This window comes from Marinococcus sp. LNHM4E3-1 (genome assembly GCF_056034405.1).
In genome coordinates this window covers 76999-98895 of the sequence record NZ_JBQLID010000003.1, presented here as the reverse complement: position 1 = coordinate 98895, position 21897 = coordinate 76999, and the positions used below count along the sequence as shown (strand labels likewise).

At 45.8% G+C, this 21897-nt stretch carries 21 protein-coding genes, 1 tRNA gene, 1 other RNA gene and 1 other annotated feature; of the genes, 22 read left to right on the top strand and 1 reads right to left on the bottom strand.

Annotation, left to right across the window (positions count from 1 at the left end; genetic code table 11):
* Nucleotides 1-109: 109 nt before the first annotated feature.
* The 4 genes from pdxS (at nucleotide 110) to ACTRXI_RS04155 (ending at nucleotide 3972) form a co-directional block, all read left to right on the top strand.
* A complete protein-coding gene (gene pdxS, locus ACTRXI_RS04170; protein WP_474261222.1) occupies nucleotides 110-994 on the top strand; it encodes a pyridoxal 5'-phosphate synthase lyase subunit PdxS in 885 nt (294 codons plus the stop codon).
* 24 nt (nucleotides 995-1018) lie between these two features.
* Complete coding sequence (gene pdxT, locus ACTRXI_RS04165; RefSeq protein ID WP_474261221.1) at nucleotides 1019-1609, top strand: pyridoxal 5'-phosphate synthase glutaminase subunit PdxT; 591 nt, start codon at nucleotides 1019-1021, stop codon at nucleotides 1607-1609.
* A 2-nt stretch (nucleotides 1610-1611) separates the two neighbouring features.
* Nucleotides 1612-1832: a binding site (T-box leader), on the top strand.
* A gap of 61 nt (nucleotides 1833-1893) precedes the next feature.
* Nucleotides 1894-3174: a serine--tRNA ligase gene (gene serS, locus ACTRXI_RS04160; RefSeq protein ID WP_474261220.1), complete on the top strand. Its 1281-nt coding sequence runs from the start codon at nucleotides 1894-1896 to the stop codon at nucleotides 3172-3174.
* A gap of 339 nt (nucleotides 3175-3513) precedes the next feature.
* Nucleotides 3514-3972 carry an Lrp/AsnC family transcriptional regulator gene (locus ACTRXI_RS04155; protein ID WP_022792933.1) on the top strand — a complete coding sequence of 153 codons (459 nt, stop codon included), beginning with the start codon at nucleotides 3514-3516 and terminating at the stop codon, nucleotides 3970-3972.
* Nucleotides 3973-4024: 52 nt separating this feature from the next.
* Here ACTRXI_RS04155 and ACTRXI_RS04150 read toward each other — a convergent pair whose 3' ends face one another.
* A complete protein-coding gene (locus tag ACTRXI_RS04150) occupies nucleotides 4025-4396 on the bottom strand; it encodes a DUF3899 domain-containing protein (protein ID WP_474261219.1) in 372 nt (123 codons plus the stop codon).
* Between the two features lie 271 nt (nucleotides 4397-4667).
* On the opposite strand from ACTRXI_RS04150, the gene ACTRXI_RS04145 reads away from it, so the two are divergent.
* From ACTRXI_RS04145 to ACTRXI_RS04060, 18 genes are all read left to right on the top strand, one after another.
* Nucleotides 4668-6371 (top strand): peptide ABC transporter substrate-binding protein, encoded by a 1704-nt coding sequence (locus tag ACTRXI_RS04145; protein ID WP_474261218.1) that lies wholly within the window; start codon nucleotides 4668-4670, stop codon nucleotides 6369-6371.
* Nucleotides 6372-6517: 146 nt separating this feature from the next.
* Nucleotides 6518-7444 (top strand): oligopeptide ABC transporter permease, encoded by a 927-nt coding sequence (gene opp3b / locus ACTRXI_RS04140; protein WP_474261217.1) that lies wholly within the window; start codon nucleotides 6518-6520, stop codon nucleotides 7442-7444.
* A gap of 6 nt (nucleotides 7445-7450) precedes the next feature.
* Nucleotides 7451-8605: an oligopeptide ABC transporter permease gene (gene opp3C / locus ACTRXI_RS04135; RefSeq protein ID WP_091615150.1), complete on the top strand. Its 1155-nt coding sequence runs from the start codon at nucleotides 7451-7453 to the stop codon at nucleotides 8603-8605.
* A gap of 18 nt (nucleotides 8606-8623) precedes the next feature.
* Nucleotides 8624-9676 carry an ABC transporter ATP-binding protein gene (locus tag ACTRXI_RS04130; RefSeq protein WP_474261216.1) on the top strand — a complete coding sequence of 351 codons (1053 nt, stop codon included), beginning with the start codon at nucleotides 8624-8626 and terminating at the stop codon, nucleotides 9674-9676.
* 2 nt (nucleotides 9677-9678) lie between these two features.
* Complete coding sequence (locus ACTRXI_RS04125) at nucleotides 9679-10611, top strand: ABC transporter ATP-binding protein (RefSeq protein WP_474261391.1); 933 nt, start codon at nucleotides 9679-9681, stop codon at nucleotides 10609-10611.
* A 126-nt stretch (nucleotides 10612-10737) separates the two neighbouring features.
* A tRNA-Ser gene (locus tag ACTRXI_RS04120) sits at nucleotides 10738-10830 on the top strand.
* Between the two features lie 83 nt (nucleotides 10831-10913).
* Entirely contained in the window at nucleotides 10914-11399 is a 486-nt protein-coding gene (tadA, locus tag ACTRXI_RS04115) for a tRNA adenosine(34) deaminase TadA (protein WP_474261215.1), read from the top strand.
* Between the two features lie 86 nt (nucleotides 11400-11485).
* Complete coding sequence (locus ACTRXI_RS04110; RefSeq protein WP_322525327.1) at nucleotides 11486-11656, top strand: YycC family protein; 171 nt, start codon at nucleotides 11486-11488, stop codon at nucleotides 11654-11656.
* An 87-nt stretch (nucleotides 11657-11743) separates the two neighbouring features.
* Nucleotides 11744-12009: signal recognition particle sRNA large type (gene ffs / locus ACTRXI_RS04105), an RNA gene on the top strand.
* Between the two features lie 152 nt (nucleotides 12010-12161).
* The gene (gene dnaX / locus ACTRXI_RS04100) at nucleotides 12162-13913 is read left to right on the top strand and encodes a DNA polymerase III subunit gamma/tau (protein ID WP_474261214.1); all 1752 of its coding nucleotides are present in this window, start codon (nucleotides 12162-12164) and stop codon (nucleotides 13911-13913) included.
* 18 nt (nucleotides 13914-13931) lie between these two features.
* Entirely contained in the window at nucleotides 13932-14243 is a 312-nt protein-coding gene (locus tag ACTRXI_RS04095) for a YbaB/EbfC family nucleoid-associated protein (protein WP_022792923.1), read from the top strand.
* A gap of 11 nt (nucleotides 14244-14254) precedes the next feature.
* Nucleotides 14255-14851 carry a recombination mediator RecR gene (gene recR / locus ACTRXI_RS04090; RefSeq protein WP_091615138.1) on the top strand — a complete coding sequence of 199 codons (597 nt, stop codon included), beginning with the start codon at nucleotides 14255-14257 and terminating at the stop codon, nucleotides 14849-14851.
* Between the two features lie 10 nt (nucleotides 14852-14861).
* Entirely contained in the window at nucleotides 14862-15092 is a 231-nt protein-coding gene (locus ACTRXI_RS04085; RefSeq protein ID WP_474261213.1) for a YaaL family protein, read from the top strand.
* Between the two features lie 181 nt (nucleotides 15093-15273).
* Entirely contained in the window at nucleotides 15274-16557 is a 1284-nt protein-coding gene (locus tag ACTRXI_RS04080) for an ABC transporter substrate-binding protein (protein WP_474261212.1), read from the top strand.
* Nucleotides 16558-16665: 108 nt separating this feature from the next.
* A complete protein-coding gene (locus ACTRXI_RS04075; RefSeq protein ID WP_474261211.1) occupies nucleotides 16666-18489 on the top strand; it encodes a sensor histidine kinase in 1824 nt (607 codons plus the stop codon).
* Nucleotides 18458-20005, top strand: coding sequence for a response regulator transcription factor (locus ACTRXI_RS04070; RefSeq protein ID WP_474261210.1), 1548 nt, complete (start codon nucleotides 18458-18460; stop codon nucleotides 20003-20005). Before ACTRXI_RS04075 ends, ACTRXI_RS04070 begins: the two co-directional genes overlap by 32 nt.
* 92 nt (nucleotides 20006-20097) lie before the next feature.
* Nucleotides 20098-20970, top strand: coding sequence for a carbohydrate ABC transporter permease (locus tag ACTRXI_RS04065; RefSeq protein WP_474261209.1), 873 nt, complete (start codon nucleotides 20098-20100; stop codon nucleotides 20968-20970).
* A gap of 18 nt (nucleotides 20971-20988) precedes the next feature.
* Nucleotides 20989-21876, top strand: coding sequence for a carbohydrate ABC transporter permease (locus ACTRXI_RS04060; protein WP_474261208.1), 888 nt, complete (start codon nucleotides 20989-20991; stop codon nucleotides 21874-21876).
* Nucleotides 21877-21897: the final 21 nt, after the last annotated feature.

Genomic DNA, 21897 nt, shown 5'->3' with positions numbered 1-21897 from the left:
GATACTTTATCCGGACATAGTATAGTGTTACAATAGGGCTACTGAGTGTTATTATTACACCGCCAAATCGGTGGCAATAGATAGAATAATGGAGCTGGAGGGCTGAAGTATGGCAGAGAGAGGAACAGACCGCGTTAAAAGAGGCATGGCTGAAATGCAAAAGGGCGGCGTTATTATGGACGTCGTTAACGGAGAACAGGCGAAAATCGCCGAAGAGGCAGGAGCAGTAGCTGTCATGGCACTGGAACGGGTGCCATCGGATATTCGTGCTGCCGGGGGCGTAGCCCGTATGGCAGATCCTACAATTGTTCAGGAAGTGATGGACGCTGTATCGATTCCTGTAATGGCAAAAGCCCGTATCGGCCATATCGTGGAAGCCCGGGTGCTCGAATCGCTGGGCGCTGATTATATTGATGAAAGCGAAGTGCTTACACCGGCGGACGATGTGTATCATATGGATAAATCAGAATATACGGTGCCGTTTGTCTGCGGAGCTCGTGATCTCGGTGAAGCGACCCGCCGTATTGGCGAAGGGGCTTCCATGCTGCGGACAAAAGGAGAGCCGGGTACCGGCAACATCGTGGAAGCAGTACGCCATATGCGTTTGATCCAGTCTCAGATTCGTAAAGTGATCGGCCTCTCAAAGGACGAATTAATGACAGAAGCTAAAAACCTTGGTGCTCCGTACGAACTGCTGCTTCAAATTCGCGAAGAAGGACGTCTTCCAGTCGTTAACTTTGCAGCAGGCGGCATAGCAACACCGGCTGACGCTGCTTTAATGATGCAGCTCGGCGCCGACGGCGTATTCGTAGGCTCCGGTATTTTCAAATCCGAATATCCGGATAAATTTGCCCGGGCCATCGTAGAGGCGACGACTCACTATGAAGACTATGAGCTGATCGCTAAGCTGTCCAAAGGGCTGGGTACTGCGATGACCGGGATGGATATTTCCCAGCTTGAAGGCTTTGACCGCATGCAGGATCGCAGCCAGTAATATAATTACAGGGGGTTTTTACTCATGATGAAAATCGGCGTTTTAGCTCTTCAAGGCGCTGTTCGTGAACATGTCAAAAGTTTAGAGGCCCCTGATACGGAAATTATTATCGTAAAACGGCCGGAACAGCTTGAAGAAATTGATGGACTGGTCTTTCCAGGCGGCGAAAGCACGACGATGCGGCGGCTGGTGGAAAAATATCAGTTTTTTGAACCGCTGCAGTCATTTGCCAAAGCAGGAAAACCAGTGTTTGGCACATGCGCCGGCTTGATTTTAATGGCGACCGATGTAGTAGGCGAACCGGAAGGCCATCTCGAACTGATGGATATGACGGTTCAGCGTAATGCCTTTGGACGCCAGCGTGAAAGCTTTGAAACTGAGCTTTCCATTCGCGGAGTCGCGGATGATGTGGAAGCGGTATTCATCCGAGCCCCGTTAATTACGGAAGTTGGACAAAATGTCGAAGTGCTTGCAGAATATAAAGATGAAATCGTGGTGGCACGGCAGGATCATCTGCTTTCCTGCTCCTTTCATCCGGAGCTGACGAACGACCGCAGATTTCATCAGTATTTCGTACAGATGGTACGTGAAGCACAGGCGGCAGTAAATGTGTAAATACAATCGCGTTGATGGACAATAGTACTTTTGCATTTTTCTTCAGAGAGTCGGTGGCTGGTGCGAACCGATGAAAGTGTAAAAGGAATCCCGTCCGGAGTAAAACGGTGAACGTAAGTAGCCGTTTTCGGCTCGTCCCCGTTAACGGATGAGAGAAGAAGCCGGCAGTAACGTTTACTGCAACGAGGGTGGCAACGCGGGAAATTAAAGTCTCGTCCCTGATTCACAGGGGCGGGGCTTTTTTATAATATATAAACAGCTACTATACGAAGGAGGAATCACCTATGCTAGACCCTAAACGATTGCGAAATGATTTTGATGCAGTAAAAAAGCAGCTTTCAAAGCGAAATGAAGATATCAGTGAACTGGATTCTTTTGAAGAACTTGACCGGGAACGCAGGGAGCTGATCCAGGAGACGGAGGAGTTAAAACAGCGGCGTAACACCGTCTCCGATGAAATCGCAGCTAAAAAGAAAAACAAAGAAGACGCCGATGAATTGATTACGGAAATGCGGGACGTATCAAGCAGAGTTAAAAAACTGGATGAGCAAATCCGTGAAAAGGATGAACGCCTGCAGCAGATTCTGCTTTCGATTCCAAATGTTCCACATGAAACAGTTCCGGTCGGCGAAGATGAATCGGATAACGAAGAGGTAAGAGCCTGGGGAGAGACGTCGGTATTTGATTTTGCCCTGAAGCCGCACTGGGAGCTTGGCGTAGAGCTGAATATGCTTGATGCTGAGCGGGCGGCAAAAGTAACCGGAAGCCGGTTCATGTTTTACAAAGGAGCCGGGGCTCGTCTTGAACGGGCGCTGATTCAGTTTATGATGGATCTGCACAGCGATGAACACGGCTATGAAGAATTGATCCCCCCTTATATGGTGAACCGCGACAGCATGACCGGTACCGGCCAGCTGCCAAAATTTGAGGAGGATGCTTTTCAAATCCGGGAAGAGGACTATTTTCTCGTACCAACGGCAGAAGTGCCTGTCACGAACATGCACCGCGAAGAAATTCTCGCGGGACAGGAGCTGCCGAAAGCCTATACTGCGTTCAGTGCCTGCTTCCGTTCTGAAGCAGGCTCAGCAGGGCGCGATACTCGCGGCTTAATCCGCCAGCACCAGTTTAATAAAGTGGAGCTTGTACGGTTTACGACACCGGAAGATTCCTATGAAGAGCTTGAAACATTAACTGGCCATGCGGAGAAAGTACTGCAGCTGCTCGAGCTTCCGTATCGCGTGATGAACATGTGCACGGGAGACTTAGGCTTTACGGCAGCAAAGAAATATGACATCGAAGTATGGCTTCCGAGCTATGAAGATTACAAAGAAATTTCGTCCTGCAGTAATTTTGAGGATTTCCAGGCCAGGCGCGCAAACATCCGCTTTAAGCGGGACCGCGATGCGAAAACAGAATTTGTGCATACGCTAAACGGCTCAGGGCTTGCGCTGGGACGAACAGTGGCAGCGATTATGGAAAACCATCAGCAGGAGGACGGCAGCATTAAGATTCCTGAAGTGCTTCGCGGATATATGGGCAACAAAGAGTATATTACAGCAAAATAAGCAGACTTCGATAAAACTCTGGACGCTTTAGGCGGCCAGAGTTTTTTATAGTTATGCAAAATACTTTCGAAGATACGATTGTAATGAAAGCGATTACATTGTAGTATGGGAAGTATCTTCGGGCTGTTTTCGAATCATATAGCGTTATATAATCTTACAAAAAAATTCATAAAATTCTTTCACGAATATTGCAATAATAAGAACAATTACTTATAATTACGTTAATCCACCCGGGGAAATGTTACGAAATTACTAAATTAATCTGCGGTTGACTCGGTGATTCGTAATAAAGGATGCAAGGTCATCAAGGTGAGAATGGGAAAAAGAGAAGGGATGCCAATGAGCGTTTCATTAGATCAGGTAGATATGTCGATACTCGGATATCTGCAGGCTAACGGCAAGGAATCATACAGTGAAATTGCCCGCTGTCTGGGAGTGAGTGAGGGGACTGTTCGTTCAAGAATTAACAAAATGCTCCGGCACAATGTCTTTGAATTTATCATACACACCAATCCGAACAAAATTGGGCTAGATGTGCAGACGATCATCGGGCTGAGCACAAAGCTCGGGATGCAGGACGAAATTGCGAGTAAGCTTCAGCGCTTTTCCGAAGTGCGATTTGTCGGTGCTTTCTCTGGTAATCATGATTTAATTTTACAGGCTTATTTTAGAAATAACGAGGATTTAGTGAATTTTGTTAACAGAGATTTAGCACAGATCGACGGAATTTTGAACGCCGATGTAAACGTTGAATTAAAACAGTATAAGGATTCGTTTTCTTACCTTACTCCTGAATGAAAATAAATATTAAAGGTGGTGGTACCACGGGCGCAGATAAAGCCGGGCCAATTTAATTTGTTGCGTAGTATACAGCAAGCAGCAAAAGATCCAAGATAATCAGCGCTGTTGTTTGAATGAAAAGCATACGGAAAAAAGAAATCTGAATGACTTCAGAGGGAGCAAGCCGTTGTTCCCAGCCTTGAGTCGAAGGTCTGGAGGGAGCAAGGCGGTGAGCCACTTTTCGAAAGCTGTGGGTAATGGCATCGAAAAATCCTCCGCGCATTACAAACGCTGCAATGAAAATGATTAGATAAAACAGACCTACATAAAACACATAATTGATCACATTCAGCAGTTCAAAGGCCGGAGAAAAAATGAAAAACAGCAGGCCGGCAGCTATTAAATTAGCGGCAAATACAAAGAGATTCAGCTTCCAATGCATAGACGGGACTCCTTCAGGAATTTTATAACGCCCATTATTATAGCACAATTGCTGTCCACCGCTGAATAGGATCTTTCATTTACGAATAATTGCCCTGCAGGTAAAAACATTAATGCTTTTCGTATAGACAAAGCGAATAAATTTTCATTTTCGCAAAAAATTAAAAAATTAATGAAAATATTCGCAATTTCTTGTATACTTTGTAAATACAGAGATAACAGAAATTTTACACAATAAAATAACGAAAGTTTTGGGGAGGTCAACATATCTTATGAAAAAGACAAAAATGACAGTATTAGCTTCTGCATTAACAGCAAGCACAGTGCTCGCAGCGTGTTCCGGCGGCGGGGGCGGAGAGTCCGGCGGAGACGGCGGCAACGGCGGTGGTGATGGAGGCGGTGAAGGCCAGGCAAGCGGGGATCAGGTAGTCAACCTGGCGCAGTCTGCGGATATTCCTTCCATGGACCCGTCACTCACCACGGATACATACGGTATTCAGTGGACAGGGGAAATTTATGAAGGTCTTTACCGCCTGGGTGAAAACGGAGAGACAGAAGAAGGGATTGCCATGGGAGAACCGGAAGTGAGTGATGATGCGCTTACGTATACATTCAATCTCCGTGAGGATGCCACCTGGACAAACGGCGACCCTGTCACAGCTCAGGATTTCGTTTATTCCTGGCAGCGTGCCGTGGATCCGGAAACGGCTTCTGAGTATGGCCCTTACATGATGGGCGGCGTTATCGACAATGCTACCGAGATCAGTGAAGGCGAGGCAGACCCCGAAGAACTGGGAGTCGAAGCCGTGGATGATTATACGCTTGAAGTAACACTTGAAAAAGCGACACCTTACTTTGAATCATTAGCTACGTTCCCAACCTTCCTTCCATTAAATGAAGAATTTATTGAAGAGCAGGAAGATGATTATGCCCTGGGACCAGACAGCATGATGACGAACGGCCCGTTCACAATGGAAGAGTGGAATCAGGGTGAAAGCATGACGTTTGTGAAAAACGAAGACTACTGGGATGCAGACGCTGTGCAGCTTGAAGAAATCAACGTCCAGGTTGTAAAAGAAGTATCCACTGGCGTTAACCTTTACGATACTGGCGAAGTGGACCGTGCAGGAGTTAGTGCAGAATTTGTGGACGAATACAGCACGGAGCAGGATTTCCGTACGGTAGAGGAGCCGACTGTTTTCTATCTTAAAATGAATCAGGAAGGCAATGAAGCCCTCGATAATGAAAATATTCGTAAGGCTATCCAAATGTCTGTGGACAAAGAAGGATTAACGAACACGATTCTAAACAACGGTTCTATTCCTGCTGAAGGTTTAATGCCTGCAAACTTTGTGTTCAGTCCGGATGGTGAAGAAGACTTCCGCGAGCAGAACGGAAACCTTGCTGAAGTAAACAAAGAAGAAGCTCAGGATCTCTGGGAACAGGGGCTTGAAGAAGTCGGCACCGACAGTGTAGAGGTTGGCTTCCTGGGAGATGACACAGAAACGGCTCAAAACACTAACGCCTATATTAAAGAACAGCTGGAAACCAACCTTGAAGGCTTGACTGTTGATGTTCAGGAAGTGCCTTTCCAGGAACGCCTGGACCGTGACACGAACATGGATTACGACATGCAGTTTGCCGGATGGGGACCAGACTACGTGGATCCAAACACATTCATGAACCTGTTTGAAACTGACGGCGAAAATAACCATATGGGCTACTCCAACGAAGAATATGATTCCCTTCTTGAAGAAGCAAACAGTGATTTGGCTACAGAGCCTGAAGCACGCTGGGACAACTTCCTCCAGATGGAACAGATTCTTATTGAAGAGGATGCCGCAATTTCACCATTGTACCAGCGCTCCCAGGCTTATCTCTGGAACCCGGCGCTGCAGGGAGTTATCGTAAACTCTGCCGGTCCTGATTTTGAATACAAATGGGCCTACATGAACGAAGACGCGACAGAAGAATAAAAATTAAATAAAATAATATTTTCAGGGGGCAAGAGAGTATATCCATGATAATTGGCTTATACTCTCTTTTCCCTTGTTTCCTGTTAATTTACAAATATGAGCAGCAAAGAAAAACATCATGAAATCTCCAAGGAGGAAAAAAGCACATGGCTCGTTACATTGTCACAAGAATGGTCTACATGGTGATTACACTCTTTATTATCGCCAGTATTACATTCTTTCTTATGAAATTAATGCCGGGGACACCGCTGAGCGCTGCCGACCGCCTGCCGGAAGCCCAGCAGCAGATTGTGCTGGAGCAGTACGGATTGGATAAACCGGTGCCGCTGCAATATGTTGACTACATGCTTGGCCTGGTCCAGGGAGACCTGGGGGTTTCTTTTCAGTTTGATAACCGGGATGTTTCCTCAATACTTGAGAACCGTATCGGCCCATCCCTGCAGCTCGGGATTCAGTCGTTAATCATAGGTTCTATTTTAGGCGCTATACTAGGGCTGATTGCTGCTATTTTTCATAACGGTATTTTAGACTTTGGTTCCACGCTGCTTGCAGTTATTGGGACTTCTATTCCCTCCTTTATTTTTGCAGGGCTGCTTCAATATTACTTAGGTGTGCAATGGCAGGTGCTGCCGGTCGCCACGTGGGGCACATTTGCCCACACTATTATGCCGACAATTGCTTTATTAATATTCCCTATGGCGATTTGTGCGAGGTTTATGCGTACAGAAATGCTTGAAGTACTTAATAAGGATTATATTATGACAGCTAGAGCCAAAGGGGTTAAATGGTCTTCTGTAATTTTGAAGCACGGGCTGCGCAATGCGCTGATCCCATTAATTACAGTGCTCGGTCCGCTTGCGGTCAGTCTGTTGACTGGAACGCTTGTTATCGAGCAGATCTTTGCGGTGCCGGGGATCGGGGAACAGTTTGTCACAGCTGTAACGACTAACGATTATCCAATGATTATGGGAACAACGCTGTTTTTCAGTTTCTTGTTCGTTCTGATTATTTTAATCATTGATATTCTTTACGGCATCATCGATCCGAGAATCCGCCTGGATGGAGGGAAATAAGACATTATGCAGCACGAAAATGATAAAGAAAAAAAATATAATAAGGAATTGTTTTCCCCGGCAGATGTCAATGAGGAGGAAACAGAGAAAATCAACCGCCAGAGCCGGACGTTCTGGCAGGATGCGTTCCGCGCGCTGCGTAAAAACGTAGCAGCTATGATTTCTCTGGCCGCTTTAGTGTTAATTACGCTGCTCGCGATATTTGGCCCAATGATGAATGAATACACGCCGAGGGAGCAGGATTTATCGAGGTCCAATCTGCCTCCAAAGGCACCTGTTTTAGAAAACATTGGGTTTTTAAATATGGACGGCCAGGAAACCTATGTATTCGAGCATATCTCCGCCGAGCAGGCGCAGATGAACGCTGAAAGCCGTTTCGGTGAAGGGGACTACGTAGAATATGAAACGCTGAGTGAAGGCGACGGTTCGGTAGGATCCGCCCAGGTTCAGGCGAGTGTTGATACTTATGCAGAAGCCGGGGTGGAAGAGAACTTTTGGTTTGGTACAGACCGGCTCGGTCGTGATCAGTGGACAAGAACGTGGGACGGTACAAGGGTATCGCTCTACATTGCCCTGATTGCGACGCTGCTTGATTTGTTTATCGGTGTTGCCTATGGTGGTATTTCCGGCTTCTTTGGCGGAAGGACAGATAACATTCTGCAAAGAATACTCGAAATTCTCTCCGGTATACCGAATTTGGTTATATTAATTCTGATGATTGTCGTACTCGATCCGGGTATCCTTTCCATATCGCTTGCGATTGCGATTACCGGATGGATCGGGATGTCGCGTATCGTCCGGGGAGAAATTCTTAAGCTGAAAAACGAAGAATTTGTGTTGGCTTCCCAGACGCTCGGTTTATCTAACTCCAAAGTTATTACAAGGCATCTGGTGCCAAATACATTAGGCTTAATCATTATAAACACGATGTTTACAATTCCGAATGCGATTTTCTTCGAAGCTTTTCTGAGCTTTATCGGCCTTGGACTGCAGGCGCCGAATGCTTCGCTCGGGGTGTTGATTGATAACGGCTTTGATGCTCTGCAGACTACGCCGCACGTATTAATATTCCCAGCCGTCGTGCTATCGGTGTTAATGATTGCCTTTAATATTCTGGCTGACGGTATGCGTGATGCGTTTGATCCGAAGATGCGCGATTAGAATGTGGGAGGAACGAACATGAGTAATGAGACCATTTTAGAAGTGAAAAATTTAAGTGTTTCCTTTAAAACCGCCAACGGTGAAGTTCAGGCGGTAAGAGACATTAGTTTTTCAGTCGGAAAAGGGGAAACGCTGGCGATCGTAGGCGAGTCCGGATCGGGTAAATCGGTGACGACAAAAGCGCTGATGGGCCTGCTTCCGGCGCCGAAGGGTTATATTAAAAACGGCAATATTCTATACGGGGATGAGGATTTTGCCAAGCTGAGCGATAAACAGATGACCAAATACCGGGGCAAGGATTTTGCGATGATTTTCCAGGATCCGATGACGTCCCTGAACCCGACGATGAAGGTAGGAACGCAGGTGATGGAAGGGCTGCGGATGCACCGCGGCATGAACAAAGAGGAAGCGAAAACAGAAGCGGTGCGGCTTCTGGAGCTGGTCCGGATTCCGGATGCGAAGGCAAGGATGGATCAATATCCACACCAGTTTTCGGGCGGTATGCGCCAGCGGGTGGTCATTGCTATTGCACTTGCCTGCGACCCGAAGGTATTGATCGCAGACGAGCCGACAACAGCGCTCGACGTAACGATTCAGGCTCAGATTCTCGATATCATGAAAGACATCCAGCAGGAGTTTGAAACCTCGATCATTTTCATTACGCATGACCTGGGTGTTGTGGCAAATGTGGCGGACCGGGTGGCAGTTATGTATGCTGGTAAAATTGTAGAAATCGGTTCTGTTGATGAACTCTTTTATAACCCCAAGCATCCGTATACATGGGGCCTCCTAGGCTCCATGCCGACAGTAGACCAGCGCGAGGAAGAGTTGTTTGCCATCCCGGGGACGCCTCCGGATCTGCTTCATCCTCCCAAGGGAGACGCTTTTGCTCCCCGGAACCGGTACGCGCTGAAAATCGATTATGAAGAACAGCCGCCGATGTTTCAGGTCTCTGAGACGCATTACGCAGCGACATGGCTGCTGCACGAAAACTCACCGGATGTACAACCACCCGCCTCAGTACAGCAGCGCATTGAGGAGATGGACGGGAAATGGGAGGCAGGACAGTAGATATGAGTGATGAGAAATTACTGGAAATCAAAAATCTGAGTCAGCACTTTAAAACAGGCAGAAAGAGTGTCGTTCGGGCAGTCGATGGCTTGAATTTTGATATATATAAAGGTGAAACGTTTGGCCTTGTAGGAGAATCGGGCTGCGGAAAGTCAACGACCGGGCGCTCGATTATCCGCCTGTATGAAGCGACTAGCGGCGAGGTTTTGTTCAAGGGAGAAAATGTGCAGGGGAAAAAATCCAAGGCGGAGCTGAAAAAATTTAACCGCCAGATGCAGATGATTTTCCAGGATCCATATTCCTCGTTGAACCCGCGGATGAAGGTCATTGATATTATCGCGGAAGGCATTGATATTCACGGACTTGCAAAGGATAAAGAGGAGCGGCGTCAGCGTGTGTATGATCTGCTCGAAACGGTCGGGCTGAGCAGGGAACACGCGGAGCGCTATCCACACGAATTCAGCGGGGGCCAGCGCCAGCGGATCGGGATCGCGCGGGCGCTTGCTGTGAAGCCGGAATTTATCATTGCCGATGAACCTATTTCGGCTCTCGATGTGTCGATTCAGGCACAGGTCGTTAACTTAATGAAAAAGCTTCAGCGGGAAGAGGATTTAACGTACTTGTTTATTGCCCACGACTTGTCCATGGTAAAATATATCAGCGACCGTATCGGTGTCATGTATTTTGGACGTCTGGTAGAGCTTGCTTCGAGTGAAGAGCTTTACAGAAATCCACTGCATCCGTATACGAAATCGCTTCTATCCGCGATTCCACAGCCGGACCCGGTACACGAACGCACAAGACGCCGGCTTGCTTATAACCCGGAAGATCATGACCAGAGCGAAGAGCCTGAATTCCGGGAAGTAACAAAGGATCACTACGTGCTGTGCACAAGTAAAGAATTTGAAGAGATGCAGCAGCAGGCACCGGTATAAAATATATCTCCCCGTTCCATAAGCCGTAGAGGAACGGGGAAATTTTCTTTCTGTATGGGTTGATCAACGGTTGGGCCTGTGCTATGATTATCGTTGTCAGTCACCAAGCTACATATTTTTCAGCACGGAGGAGTACCCAAGTCTGGCTGAAGGGAGCGGTCTTGAAAACCGCCAGGGGCTTTGCGGCCCGCGGGGGTTCGAATCCCTCCTCCTCCGCCATTAATTTACCAGTGATAACTGCCCGAGACGGCAGTTTTTTTTAACGCCACTACCCGTTACAAGTGAAAAGAGGGCAGACGGTAATGGATCTACATACATATTGGATGCAGGAAGCCATCCGCGAGGCAGAGCAGGCAGAAGCAGCTGGAGAAGTGCCTATCGGTGCGGTCATCGTTTATCAGAATGAAGTGATAGGTCGGGGACGGAACAGGCGTGAGGAAGATCAGCAGGCCTCTGCTCATGCTGAGATGATTGCCATTCAGGAAGCCTGTACGTTTTTAAACAGCTGGCGGCTTGAGGAATGCACGCTTTACGTTACGCTTGAACCGTGTCCGATGTGCGCAGGGGCTATTGTGCAGTCCCGGGTGCCTTCCGTCGTTTTTGGAGCGTACGACCCAAAGGCAGGCTGCGCCGGAACGCTGATGAACCTGCTTCAGGAGGAGCGCTTTAATCACCGCTGTGACGTCATTCCCGAAGTTGAAAGCACCACCTGTGCACGTCTTCTCACGTCATTTTTCCGGCGAATGAGAGATAAGAAAAAGAATAAAAAGAAAGAAAACGGGGAATAGCTCTACAGTCGTTTAATTCTATTTGGAATATAGAAGCAGGCCGTGCTATATTTAACAAAATTATTGAATAAACAGGAGGTTTTCCAGTGCGTTCAAATCAATTTACCGTGGAAACGGCGCAAAAGCTTTCCGAAAAGCTGAATGTTCCGGCTGAGCAAATCATGCATACACCACCTCATCTGATTAAAGAAAAAATTGCCGAATGGGAAGAAAAAGAAGTCGGTAAAAGCTCTTGTAAATCCATGTCTGCCGATTAAACTTCACCGGTTGCATATTATCGAAAAAATAGATATACTTATTAATGCGCTTCAATTAGAAGTGCCTAAATAGAGTGAACCCATTTGCCGTGCTAAGTGGGGAGGTAGCGGTGCCCTGTACTTGCAATCCGCTATAGCAAGACCGAATCCCTTTCCGAGGCTTTATTTTTGTAGGGTCTGCCCTGCGTAAGTGGTGTTGACGTCCAGGTTCTGCGCAACGGAAACCCGCGAACCCTGTCAGGTCCGGAAGGAAGCAGCAGTAAGCGGACTCTTCCGTGTGCCGCAGAGCTGCCTGGACCGAGCAAACTGCGCAGGTAACGCTTATGAAAATATTGTCGAAGAAAGGTGCACGGCTCTATAAACATATCAGCTAAACGATTCCGTTTCAGGGGTCGTTTTATTTTTATATTTGCATGCCTCCTCAGGTCGTTTGAGTTTTGAAAATACCTTTATAAATAGGTATAATGGACAGAGGAAGAAACGGAAAAGAAGGGGGGAAACATGGTTGGGCCATCAAGCTTTATACCGGATGTGGCGGCCGCAGCTGCTCGAAGACGTAGTGGGCCAAGAACATATTACAAAAACGCTTCAAAACGCCCTCGTGCAGGAAAAATTCTCCCATGCTTACTTATTCAGCGGTCCAAGAGGAACAGGAAAAACGAGTGCCGCTAAGATCTTCGCCAAAGCAATTAACTGTGTGCAGGCTCCGACAGCTGAACCATGTAACGAGTGTGATGCCTGCAGAGGCATTATGGACGGTTCAGTCGTTGATGTGATAGAAATTGACGCTGCCTCCAATAACGGAGTGGATGAAATTCGTTATATCCGCGAAAACGTGATTGCCGCTCCGAGGGATATCCGTTATAAAGTGTATATTATCGATGAGGTGCACATGCTGTCGACCGGGGCTTTCAATGCGCTGCTGAAAACATTGGAAGAGCCTCCGAAGCATGCTGTTTTTATTTTGGCTACCACGGAGCCGCATAAAATTCCGCTTACAATTGTTTCCCGCTGTCAGCGTTTTGATTTTAAGCGTATCCAGCCGGAGACGCTGGTCGAACGCATGAAATATATACTTGAGGAGCAGCAGGATTCAGCGGAGGAGCAGGCACTTTACCTGATTGCCCGGGCGGCGGAGGGTGGAATGAGGGATGCCCTCAGCCTGCTTGACCAGGCAATGTCGTTTGCTGAAGATGCGGTACAGGCAGAAGACGTACTGGCGATCACCGGTGCCGTTTCGCAGCAGTTTTTGACAGATACCGTGCGTGCATTGAAGGAACAGAATACAGCTGAAGCGGTGCAGGCAGCCGACCGTCTGGTAAAGGAAGGCAAAGACCCGGTTCGTTTTATGGAAGACATCATCTACTATCTCCGGGATATGCTGCTGCACCAGGCAGCTCCGGGGATGCAGGAGCTGCTGGACCGGGCTACACTTGATCAGGAATTTGAATCCCTGTCTTCTGATGTCCCGGCAGAATGGATTTACCAGATGATTGATCAGTTAAATAAAATTCACCAGGATATGCGCTGGTCTAGTCATCCTAAAATCTTTTTGGAGGTTGCGCTGATTCAGTCCTGCCACCTCTCTTCCGGAGGTACCGCCCCGGTGGCAGAAAGCAGTATTTCGGATGACAGAACTGAGCGTCTCGAAAACCGTATTGCGTCGCTTGAAAAAGCATTGAAAGAAAAACCAGGGCCCCCGGCAGCTTCGGTTCAGGAAGCTTCGGCAGCTGAAGAGCCGAAGCCGGAGCCGGCCAGGCGTGCTTCCAAAAAAGGAGCTTCTTCTTCCCCGTCACAGGGTAAAGTTAAAGAGATTCTAAAAACAGCGACGAAGCAGGACCTGCAGGACCTGGCCAATCAATGGAACAATGTGATGAATGCGATGCGGGCGAGAAGCGTGCCCGGACATGCTTGGCTGAACAACTCTAAACCAGTGATTGTGAATGAAACAGCCGTGCTTTTGGCTTTTAAAAACGAAATGCACCGCAATATGATTGAAACAAAGTTCCGCCAGGAAGTTATCGACGCCCTTCGGGAAATCACAGGGAAAGAACTGGAGCCATACACGATCCTTTCAAATGAATGGGAAAGGGTTAAGGAAGATTATAAGCAGCATCAGCAGGAAAATGGAACGGAAGCAGCAGAGAGCGAAGAAGCCGAAGCTCCGGAAAATTCACAGGAAGAGGCGCCGGATCCGTTGGTGGAAGAAGCAGTGAAGCGCTTCGGCTCTGAGTTTGTCGAAGTCGTGGATCACTAATATGAGGAGGAATTTATAATGAAAAACCAGGCAAATATGATGAAGCAGATGCAGAAAATGCAGAAGGATATGCAGAAAGCTCAGGAAGAACTGAAGGAAAAATCGGTAGAAGCAACTGCCGGCGGCGGAGCTGTAAAAGTAGTAGCTTCCGGGGATAAACAGATTTTAGACATTGAAATTGACGAAGATGTTGTTGATCCGGACGATGTTGAAATGCTTCAGGACCTTATGCTTGCAGCAATGAACGAAGCACTGAAGAAAGTGGATGAGCTTGTTGAGCAGGACATGGGGAAATTTACTAAAGGAATGAACATTCCCGGAATGTTCTAGGAGGAGATCAGGTGCAGTATCCGACACCTATTTCGCAATTAATCGACAGCTTTATGAAGCTGCCCGGCATCGGCCCGAAAACGGCCGGCCGGCTGGCTTTTTATGTATTAGATATGAAAGAAGACGATGTTCTCGAATTTGCCAAAGCGCTTGTTAATGCAAAACGGGAACTGACATATTGTTCGGTCTGCCACCACATTACTGATACGGATCCATGCTATATCTGTCAGGACAAGCAGCGCGACCGCTCTATCGTATGCGTCGTGCAGGACGTCAAAGACGTTATAGCTATGGAAAAAATGCGGGAATTTTCAGGGCTGTACCACGTGTTGCACGGGGCGATTTCCCCGATGGACGGTGTCGGGCCCGAGGACATTAACGTGCCGGATCTGTTAACCCGGCTGCAGGACGAGCAGATTCAGGAAGTGATCATCGCGACGAACCCGACTATTGAGGGAGAAGCTACAGCTATGTATATTTCGAAGCTGTTAAAACCAACTGGTATGAAGGTGACAAGAATTGCTCATGGTCTGCCAATCGGCGGGGATCTGGAATACGCTGATGAAGTAACATTATCAAAAGCCATTGAAGGACGTCGCGAGCTGTAGGGGGATCTGTATGCCACTGAAAAAGAAGCTGAAAAAACAGGAGCTCGAACGGCTGAAGGACCATATCTACGATGCGAAGGAAAAAATGGAGCAGTATCAGCAACTGTTGAATAAAAGCGTGGAGCCGTCGGAAGAGCTTACGATCCAGTTTAAAATTCATCAGGCCAAGTATGTTTTTTTACTCAAAGAAGCAAGGCATCAGAGGTATGAAGTAAAAACAAGCCCGTTTATTCGGAATTAATACAAAAAAGCCGCTTTAGGCTTCTGGGATATCCGGAATCTGAAGCGGCTTTTTACATAATAGGAAAGAAACACTCAGATTAAGAAAGTAGATATTATTCAAATTTTGTTGTATTACTTCCTTAAAAGCCTCATGATACGATTATTTTTGAAAGCGATTACATTAATGAGGGGGATATATCATGGGGAGTAGATGGAAAAAGCCGGTAGCGGCTTCACTGGCTGGTGTACTAGCGCTCGGTGGGCTCGCTGCGTGCGGAAATGACAGTAGCAGCGGCGGCGGAGATGACGATGTGGTAACGCTCAGCTACTGGAAATCGGCTGATACAGGACGTCCTGATTTTGAAGCATTCATGGAAGTAGTAAATAAATTTAATGATGAACATGAGGATATCCAACTGGATGTAAATACAACACCGAATGATGATTATCGTACAAGGTTAAATACACGGGCCGCTGGCGGGGACCTGCCGGATGTATTCCAGGTATGGCCGGGAGCAGAGCTCCGACCGCTTGTGGAAGCGGGCGCGGTGGAGCCGATTGATGATATAGAGGATTACTGGCTTGACAGCGGTTTACTGGAAGAGGGATCCTTTGATGAGTTTACAATAGAAGACAACACATACGCAGTGCCGGTAAATAGTAACCCAACACATTTTATATACTATAACAAGGATATGCTAAGTAAGGTCGGATATGACAGCTTTCCTGAAGATTACGACGGATTTCTGCAGCTTATTGAAGATCTAAAGGATGAAGATGTAACGCCAATATCTCTTGGAAATTCAGGCGGATGGGTTTTGCAGTCAGTCTACATCTCCACTATAGCGGACCGGTTTACAGGTCCTGACTTTTTGGAGGATGTGGAAAATGGAGATAGAAAATTTACTGATCCAGAGTTTATCCAGGGTCTTGAGGTCATTGAAGAATTAAATAACATGGAAGCGTTTAATAATGATTTGAATACGATTGACAGTATGCAGATGATAGATCAATTTCTGCAGGAGGAGTCTGCCATGGTAATGGATGGCAACTGGGCGGCTACTGAAATTATTGAAAATAAACAGGAGGATCAGAATATTGGTCTTGCTACGATTCCTTTAGGGGATCGTAACAGCATTTCAAATACAATGGGAAGCGCGAGCGCGATTAACAGTGATATCTCTGACGAGAAAAAAGAAGCAGCCAAAGAATTCTTAAAATGGCTCTATAACGAGGAGTTGTTTAAAGAGCTTCAATCGGTGGGACGGATTGTACCGACAAATGTAGAAAATCCAAATGATGAACTGGATCCGCTTATAAAAGAAATGATGGAGCTTACGCAGGAGGCAGAAAATGCCCCAGTGTATGATGCCACTCTCACTCCGAGCTTAAACGATGAACTTGAAAACCAGCTTCAGGCTTTAACTCTAGGGGAAACGACGCCGGAAGAAATCGGTGAAGCTTTGCAAAAAGAAGTAGAGTAGTTCAGCCTGTCTGCCTATCAGAGACAATTTCGTATATACTAAGTAAAAGGAGGATAACCGAATTCCAGGTTTATCCTCCTTTTTGTTCAAAGAAAGGAGGGCAGGGCAGTGAGTAAAAAGCTTCAAGTAAAGGACTGGAGCCTCAAATCAAAATCAACCATCATATTTCTTTGCCTGGCTACGCTTCCTATCTTAGCAGTAAGCGTTATCTTTTTTTATCAGTCTAACAATATTCTTCGTCAACAGGCCCTTGAAACCTCCAATCAAAACCTTTCTTCCATTGAAGCTGACTTAAGTAACACAATGAGAGAGATTGAGGATATTTCGGAATACATTATATATAATAACGAATTCCATCAGTATTTGACCCTTGAAGACGGAGAAGCCACGGTGGAAGAATTCAGCAACATGAATGAAAATCTGCGCGCATTTTTCACCTTTCATTTAACAAATAAAAGTTATTTTCAGTCTGTTTTTATTGAAGGAGAAAATGGACGTTCCATTATGATGGGGGACTATGTTGAAGACGAAAATGAGAAGTGGGTCAAGGTCTCGAGAGAACTGGAGGGTCGGGTGCTGTGGACAGATCCATACGAAGTGCAGACGGGTTTTCCGGCAGAAGAGAAAAAAGTGATCAGCCTGTTTCGCCAGATTAACAGCAGGTATGATTTTACGAATTCAATAGGAGAGGTACGGATCCACTTAAATGAGCAGCAATTGTATGATTACTTAATGAGCGATCTGGAAAACGACTCCAGCGATTTATTTGTACTGAGGGAAGATGGCACATTGATGCTTCATGCAGACAAAGAAACCGCCGGAAGCTCTTTTTCCGACCAAACACTTATGCGGCGAATAAAAAACGAACAGGAAGAGCCCTTTAAATACAGCTACAACGGCGAAGATTATTACGTTTCCTCCAAGCAGCTCGAAGATTTATATCTTGTTTCTATGGTGAAGGAATCGTATATAGCAACGGAGCTTTCCAATGTACGCCATATTACTGCCGGTATTATCATTGGCACTATTCTTTTAAGTATCCTGGTCATCACAGGCTTTTTCATGTTTGTTTTGAAGCCTATAGGAGCCTTAACACGAGAAATTAAAAGGGTGGAAAAGGGAGATTTTACTGCCCGGGTGGAAGTAGCTTCCAAAGATGAAATCGGTACGCTAAGCAGACGTTTTAACCGAATGGTGCAGGAAATTCAATCATTGATCAATACAAAATATAAATTGGAGCTCAAGACGAAGGAATCAGAGCTGAAGGCGATGCAGAGTCAGATCAATCCGCATTTTCTATATAATACGCTGGACATGATCCGATGGTCAGCGAGGCTGGAAAACGCCCCTAACACTGGTAAAAGCATTGAAGATCTTTCCCGGATTTTCCGGCATACCTTAAGCAAGGGCAACACTTGGGTGGACCTTGAAGATGAATTAATGAGTACGAAAAGTTATTTGGAGCTTCAAAAACGAAGAATGGGGGCAAAACTTCATTACTCATTATTTGTGGAAACAGGACTGGAGCATGTGCCCGTCATGAAAATGATTGTGCAGCCTTTGATTGAAAACAGCATTGAGCATGGAATGGGAGCTAATAAACAGACGATCCATATCGATGTCCGGGCTTATCAGGTGGGAGAGAAGCTTATTATAGATGTCATAGATAATGGGCTGGGCATTGGGGCTTTGGATATTAAAGAATTAAAAAGCAGCTCTCCTGAATCGCGTCAGGGATTTGCGCTGCAAAATATTGAGAAGCGTATTACCACTACTTACGGGGAAGCCTTTGGTTTGAATCTGGTGCCGGCAAAGAAAGGAACGCATATTCAAATACATTTCCCTGTTTTAAAAGAAAAAAATACCGAATCGTACCTCGACCATGAGGAGGGGGAGGCAAATGACAACGAAAATACTGATCGTGGACGATGAACCTATGATCTGCGAAGGGCTTTCTCAAACGATTGATTGGAAAAGCATTGATGTAGAGGTAGAAGGTGTAGCTTATGACGGTATCGAGGCATTGGACATATTAAAAGAGCACAAAATAGATATCGTTCTTACGGATATTACGATGCCTAATATGGATGGCCTTGCTTTAACAGAAGAATTGACAGCGCTCCATCCAGATATAGAAGTGATTATGTTCAGTGGATATGATGAATTCGAATACGCTAGACAGGCTCTCCGCCTGGGAGTGAATGACTTTTTACTGAAGCCAATCGACATTGAAGAGCTGTTAACAATCGTAAAACGACTTCAGCACAAAAAACATTATGATAGTAAAGACTATAATGATCCGGGGGAGAAGCTAAAGCTTGCAGTGCAAAAACAGCTTTTCCGTCACCACATTACAGTTGGAGAAATGGTTCGATGGGAAGAACAGTACGAAAGCTATTACGTAGTGGTTGCAGAAATAAAGGAATATGCCCTTGGGAAAGGACGAATAGAAAAAGAAGGGCAGAAAGAGCAGTTGATGCAGATGTTTGAAGAAAATCTGGCGGTGTGGTCTAAGCAATTCGTCCGCGTATGGAGGCATGAAAATGAATGGATATATATATGCTGTGGGGACGACTCGGGCCTGACTGTAAAGAAAGAACGAATAACGAAACTGCAGGAACAAATCGAAGAGAAAGGGATAAACGTCCAGGCAGCAGTGTCTGCTTCCGGGTCTTTTCAAGATATCCGAAGGCTCTATGAACAAGCGGATACATTTTTAACCAGCATTAGAGGTACCTCTAAACGCGTTACATCCAGGCTAAATGAAAAAATACAGGAACCATCCCTGTCGGTTACAAAAGCCTTTCAGGATCAGCTGGCTGTTTTTATTATGGAAGGACGAACTGGAGAGGCGAAAGAACTTGTACAGAAAGTATTTGACGAATTAATTGAAAAAGATACAGCTGTTGAACCAGCCTTCCGTATGATGAGAGAGCTTGAAGTAGTAATAAAAAACAAGGTGTTTTCCCAAATACAGGAGCGGACGTTTGATATAAATGAGTTTAAGCTTCAGCAGGATGTCGATATGCGTATTTATAATACAGTCGAAGATATTCAAAGCTTCTTCATGGAGGATATGCTTCGCATGGCCGGAGCTTTATCAAACAGAAAAGAAACTAATTGGATCATTGATCAGGTGCTCAGCTACATGAAGCACAATTATCAGCACGATCTGCAGGCAAAAACGATCGCTGAAGATCACTTCATTACTCCAAATTATTTCAGTATATTATTCAAGCAGGAAACAGGATTGAGCTTTTCAGATTATTTAAATACGCTCCGCATCGAAAAAGCCTCAGAGCTGCTGGTCACTACTTCAAACCGGGTATTTGAGATTGCCGAATATGTCGGCTACAGCGAGTACAAATATTTTGTGAAGGTGTTCAAGAAATATAAGGGAACGACCCCTACGCAGTACCGGGCTATGAATACAACAAATACTCAATAAATGTGGATATTATGTTAAAAAAGTCGATTTTTTGTATAAGCCACTCCTTTTATAATCAAAATGTAAGCGTTTTCTAAAAAGGGGTGGGAAAAATGCACTTGCTCAGAAGTCCATGGAAAATTGGTTTAGGTTTGGTGCTGCCATTGATTATTTATATGGTATTTGGCATTATTCCGATTTTTATTTCTTTCTACTATTCTTTTATGGCCTGGGACGGCTTCTCCGCCATGAGCTTTGTCGGAATAGAAAATTACATTACTGCATTTCAGGATTCTACGTTCTGGCTGTCACTGCGTAATAATATTTTAGTGGTGCTTGCCTCTGTACTTGGACAAATTCCAATTGGGCTGGGTCTGGCTCTATTATTAAACCGGAAAATTAAAGGAGCGAAGTTCTTCCGGACGATCGGTTTTCTTCCAGTAGTTATTTCGACCGTGGTCATCTCTATTACATGGAGAATGATCTACAACTCAGAGCAGGGTCTTCTTAATAATTTACTGGAGACTACAGGGCTTGGTTTTCTCCAGCAGAACTGGCTTGGCGACCCGGATTCCGCCATATTTGCTATTTTAATTACGATAGTCTGGCAGTTTGTTGGCTTGTATTTCATTATATTTCTTTCTGCTCTCCAGACGATTCCCAAGGAGCTGCTCGAAGCAGCAGAACTTGACGGGGCAGGGGAATGGCATAAGATCATTCACATTACACTTCCTTCTATCCGAAACGTTATTTTAGTCGCGATTGTCCTGTGCATAAGCGGTAGTTTAAAAACATTTGATTTGATTTATGTTATGACGCAGGGAGGACCCGCGCATTCCACAGAGGTAATGGCTACCTATATGTACAGCGAAACATTTGAAGGTTTGAGCTACGGGTATGGAAGTGCGCTTTCGATTTTAATTCTCGTATTCAGCTTAATCCTGATTTTGATCACGACAAAAGTAATGGGCGTTAAAAGAACATAGAGAAGGGAGAAAAGAAATATGATGGGAAATAAAGTAGAACCAAGAGAAGCGGCTCCCGTAGACCGGGACGCTGTGGCGAAAACAAAAAGAAAACTCCGGCGGACGCTTGTATACATCATTTTAATTTTATTCACCATCGTGAATGCGTACCCTATCTTCTGGATGATCATGAACGCATTTAAAACGAGCCAGGATTTTTCGTTAAATCCGTTCGGGCTTCCGGCTAATTGGGTTTTCGAAAACTTTCAGGATGCGTGGGTAACAGCAAATATCGGTACATTTTTCTTTAACAGTGTATTGGTCGGGGCGGTGGCTGTGCTGATTTCTATTTTTTCCGGCGCACTTGCAGCCTACTTTTTATCCAGGTTTGAATTCCGGGGTAAAAAATTCATTTATGGCTTTCTCGTGATTGGTCTTTTGATCCCGATCCACGCCACACTCGTACCGATGTATATTCTTATGCAGAATTTAGGAATTTTAAATACATACTGGGCATTAATTTTCCCGTATGTAGCGTTTAATCTGCCTATCACAGTATTTTTACTTACCAGCTTTATGAGTTCGTTCCCGAAGGAAATGGAGGAATCAGCAATTATGGACGGGTGCGGGGTCTTCCGTATCTTTTGGTCCATTATTCTGCCAATGACAAGGCCGGCCATTGCTACGGCAGTCATCATCAACTTTATTAATAACTGGAACGAGTTTGCATTCGCCCTGGTGCTTATCAGCGACGAAGCGCTTCAAACACTGCCACTCGGCCTGGCAAACTTTGCAGGAGCCTATACAACAAATTATCCGGCTCAGATGGCAGGGTTAACCCTTGTACTGGTCCCGACAATCATTTTTTATCTGCTGATGGAAAAGCAAATCGTAGAAGGTATGACGCAGGGAGCTGTAAAAGGCTGATATTTTTAAAATGAAGGAGAC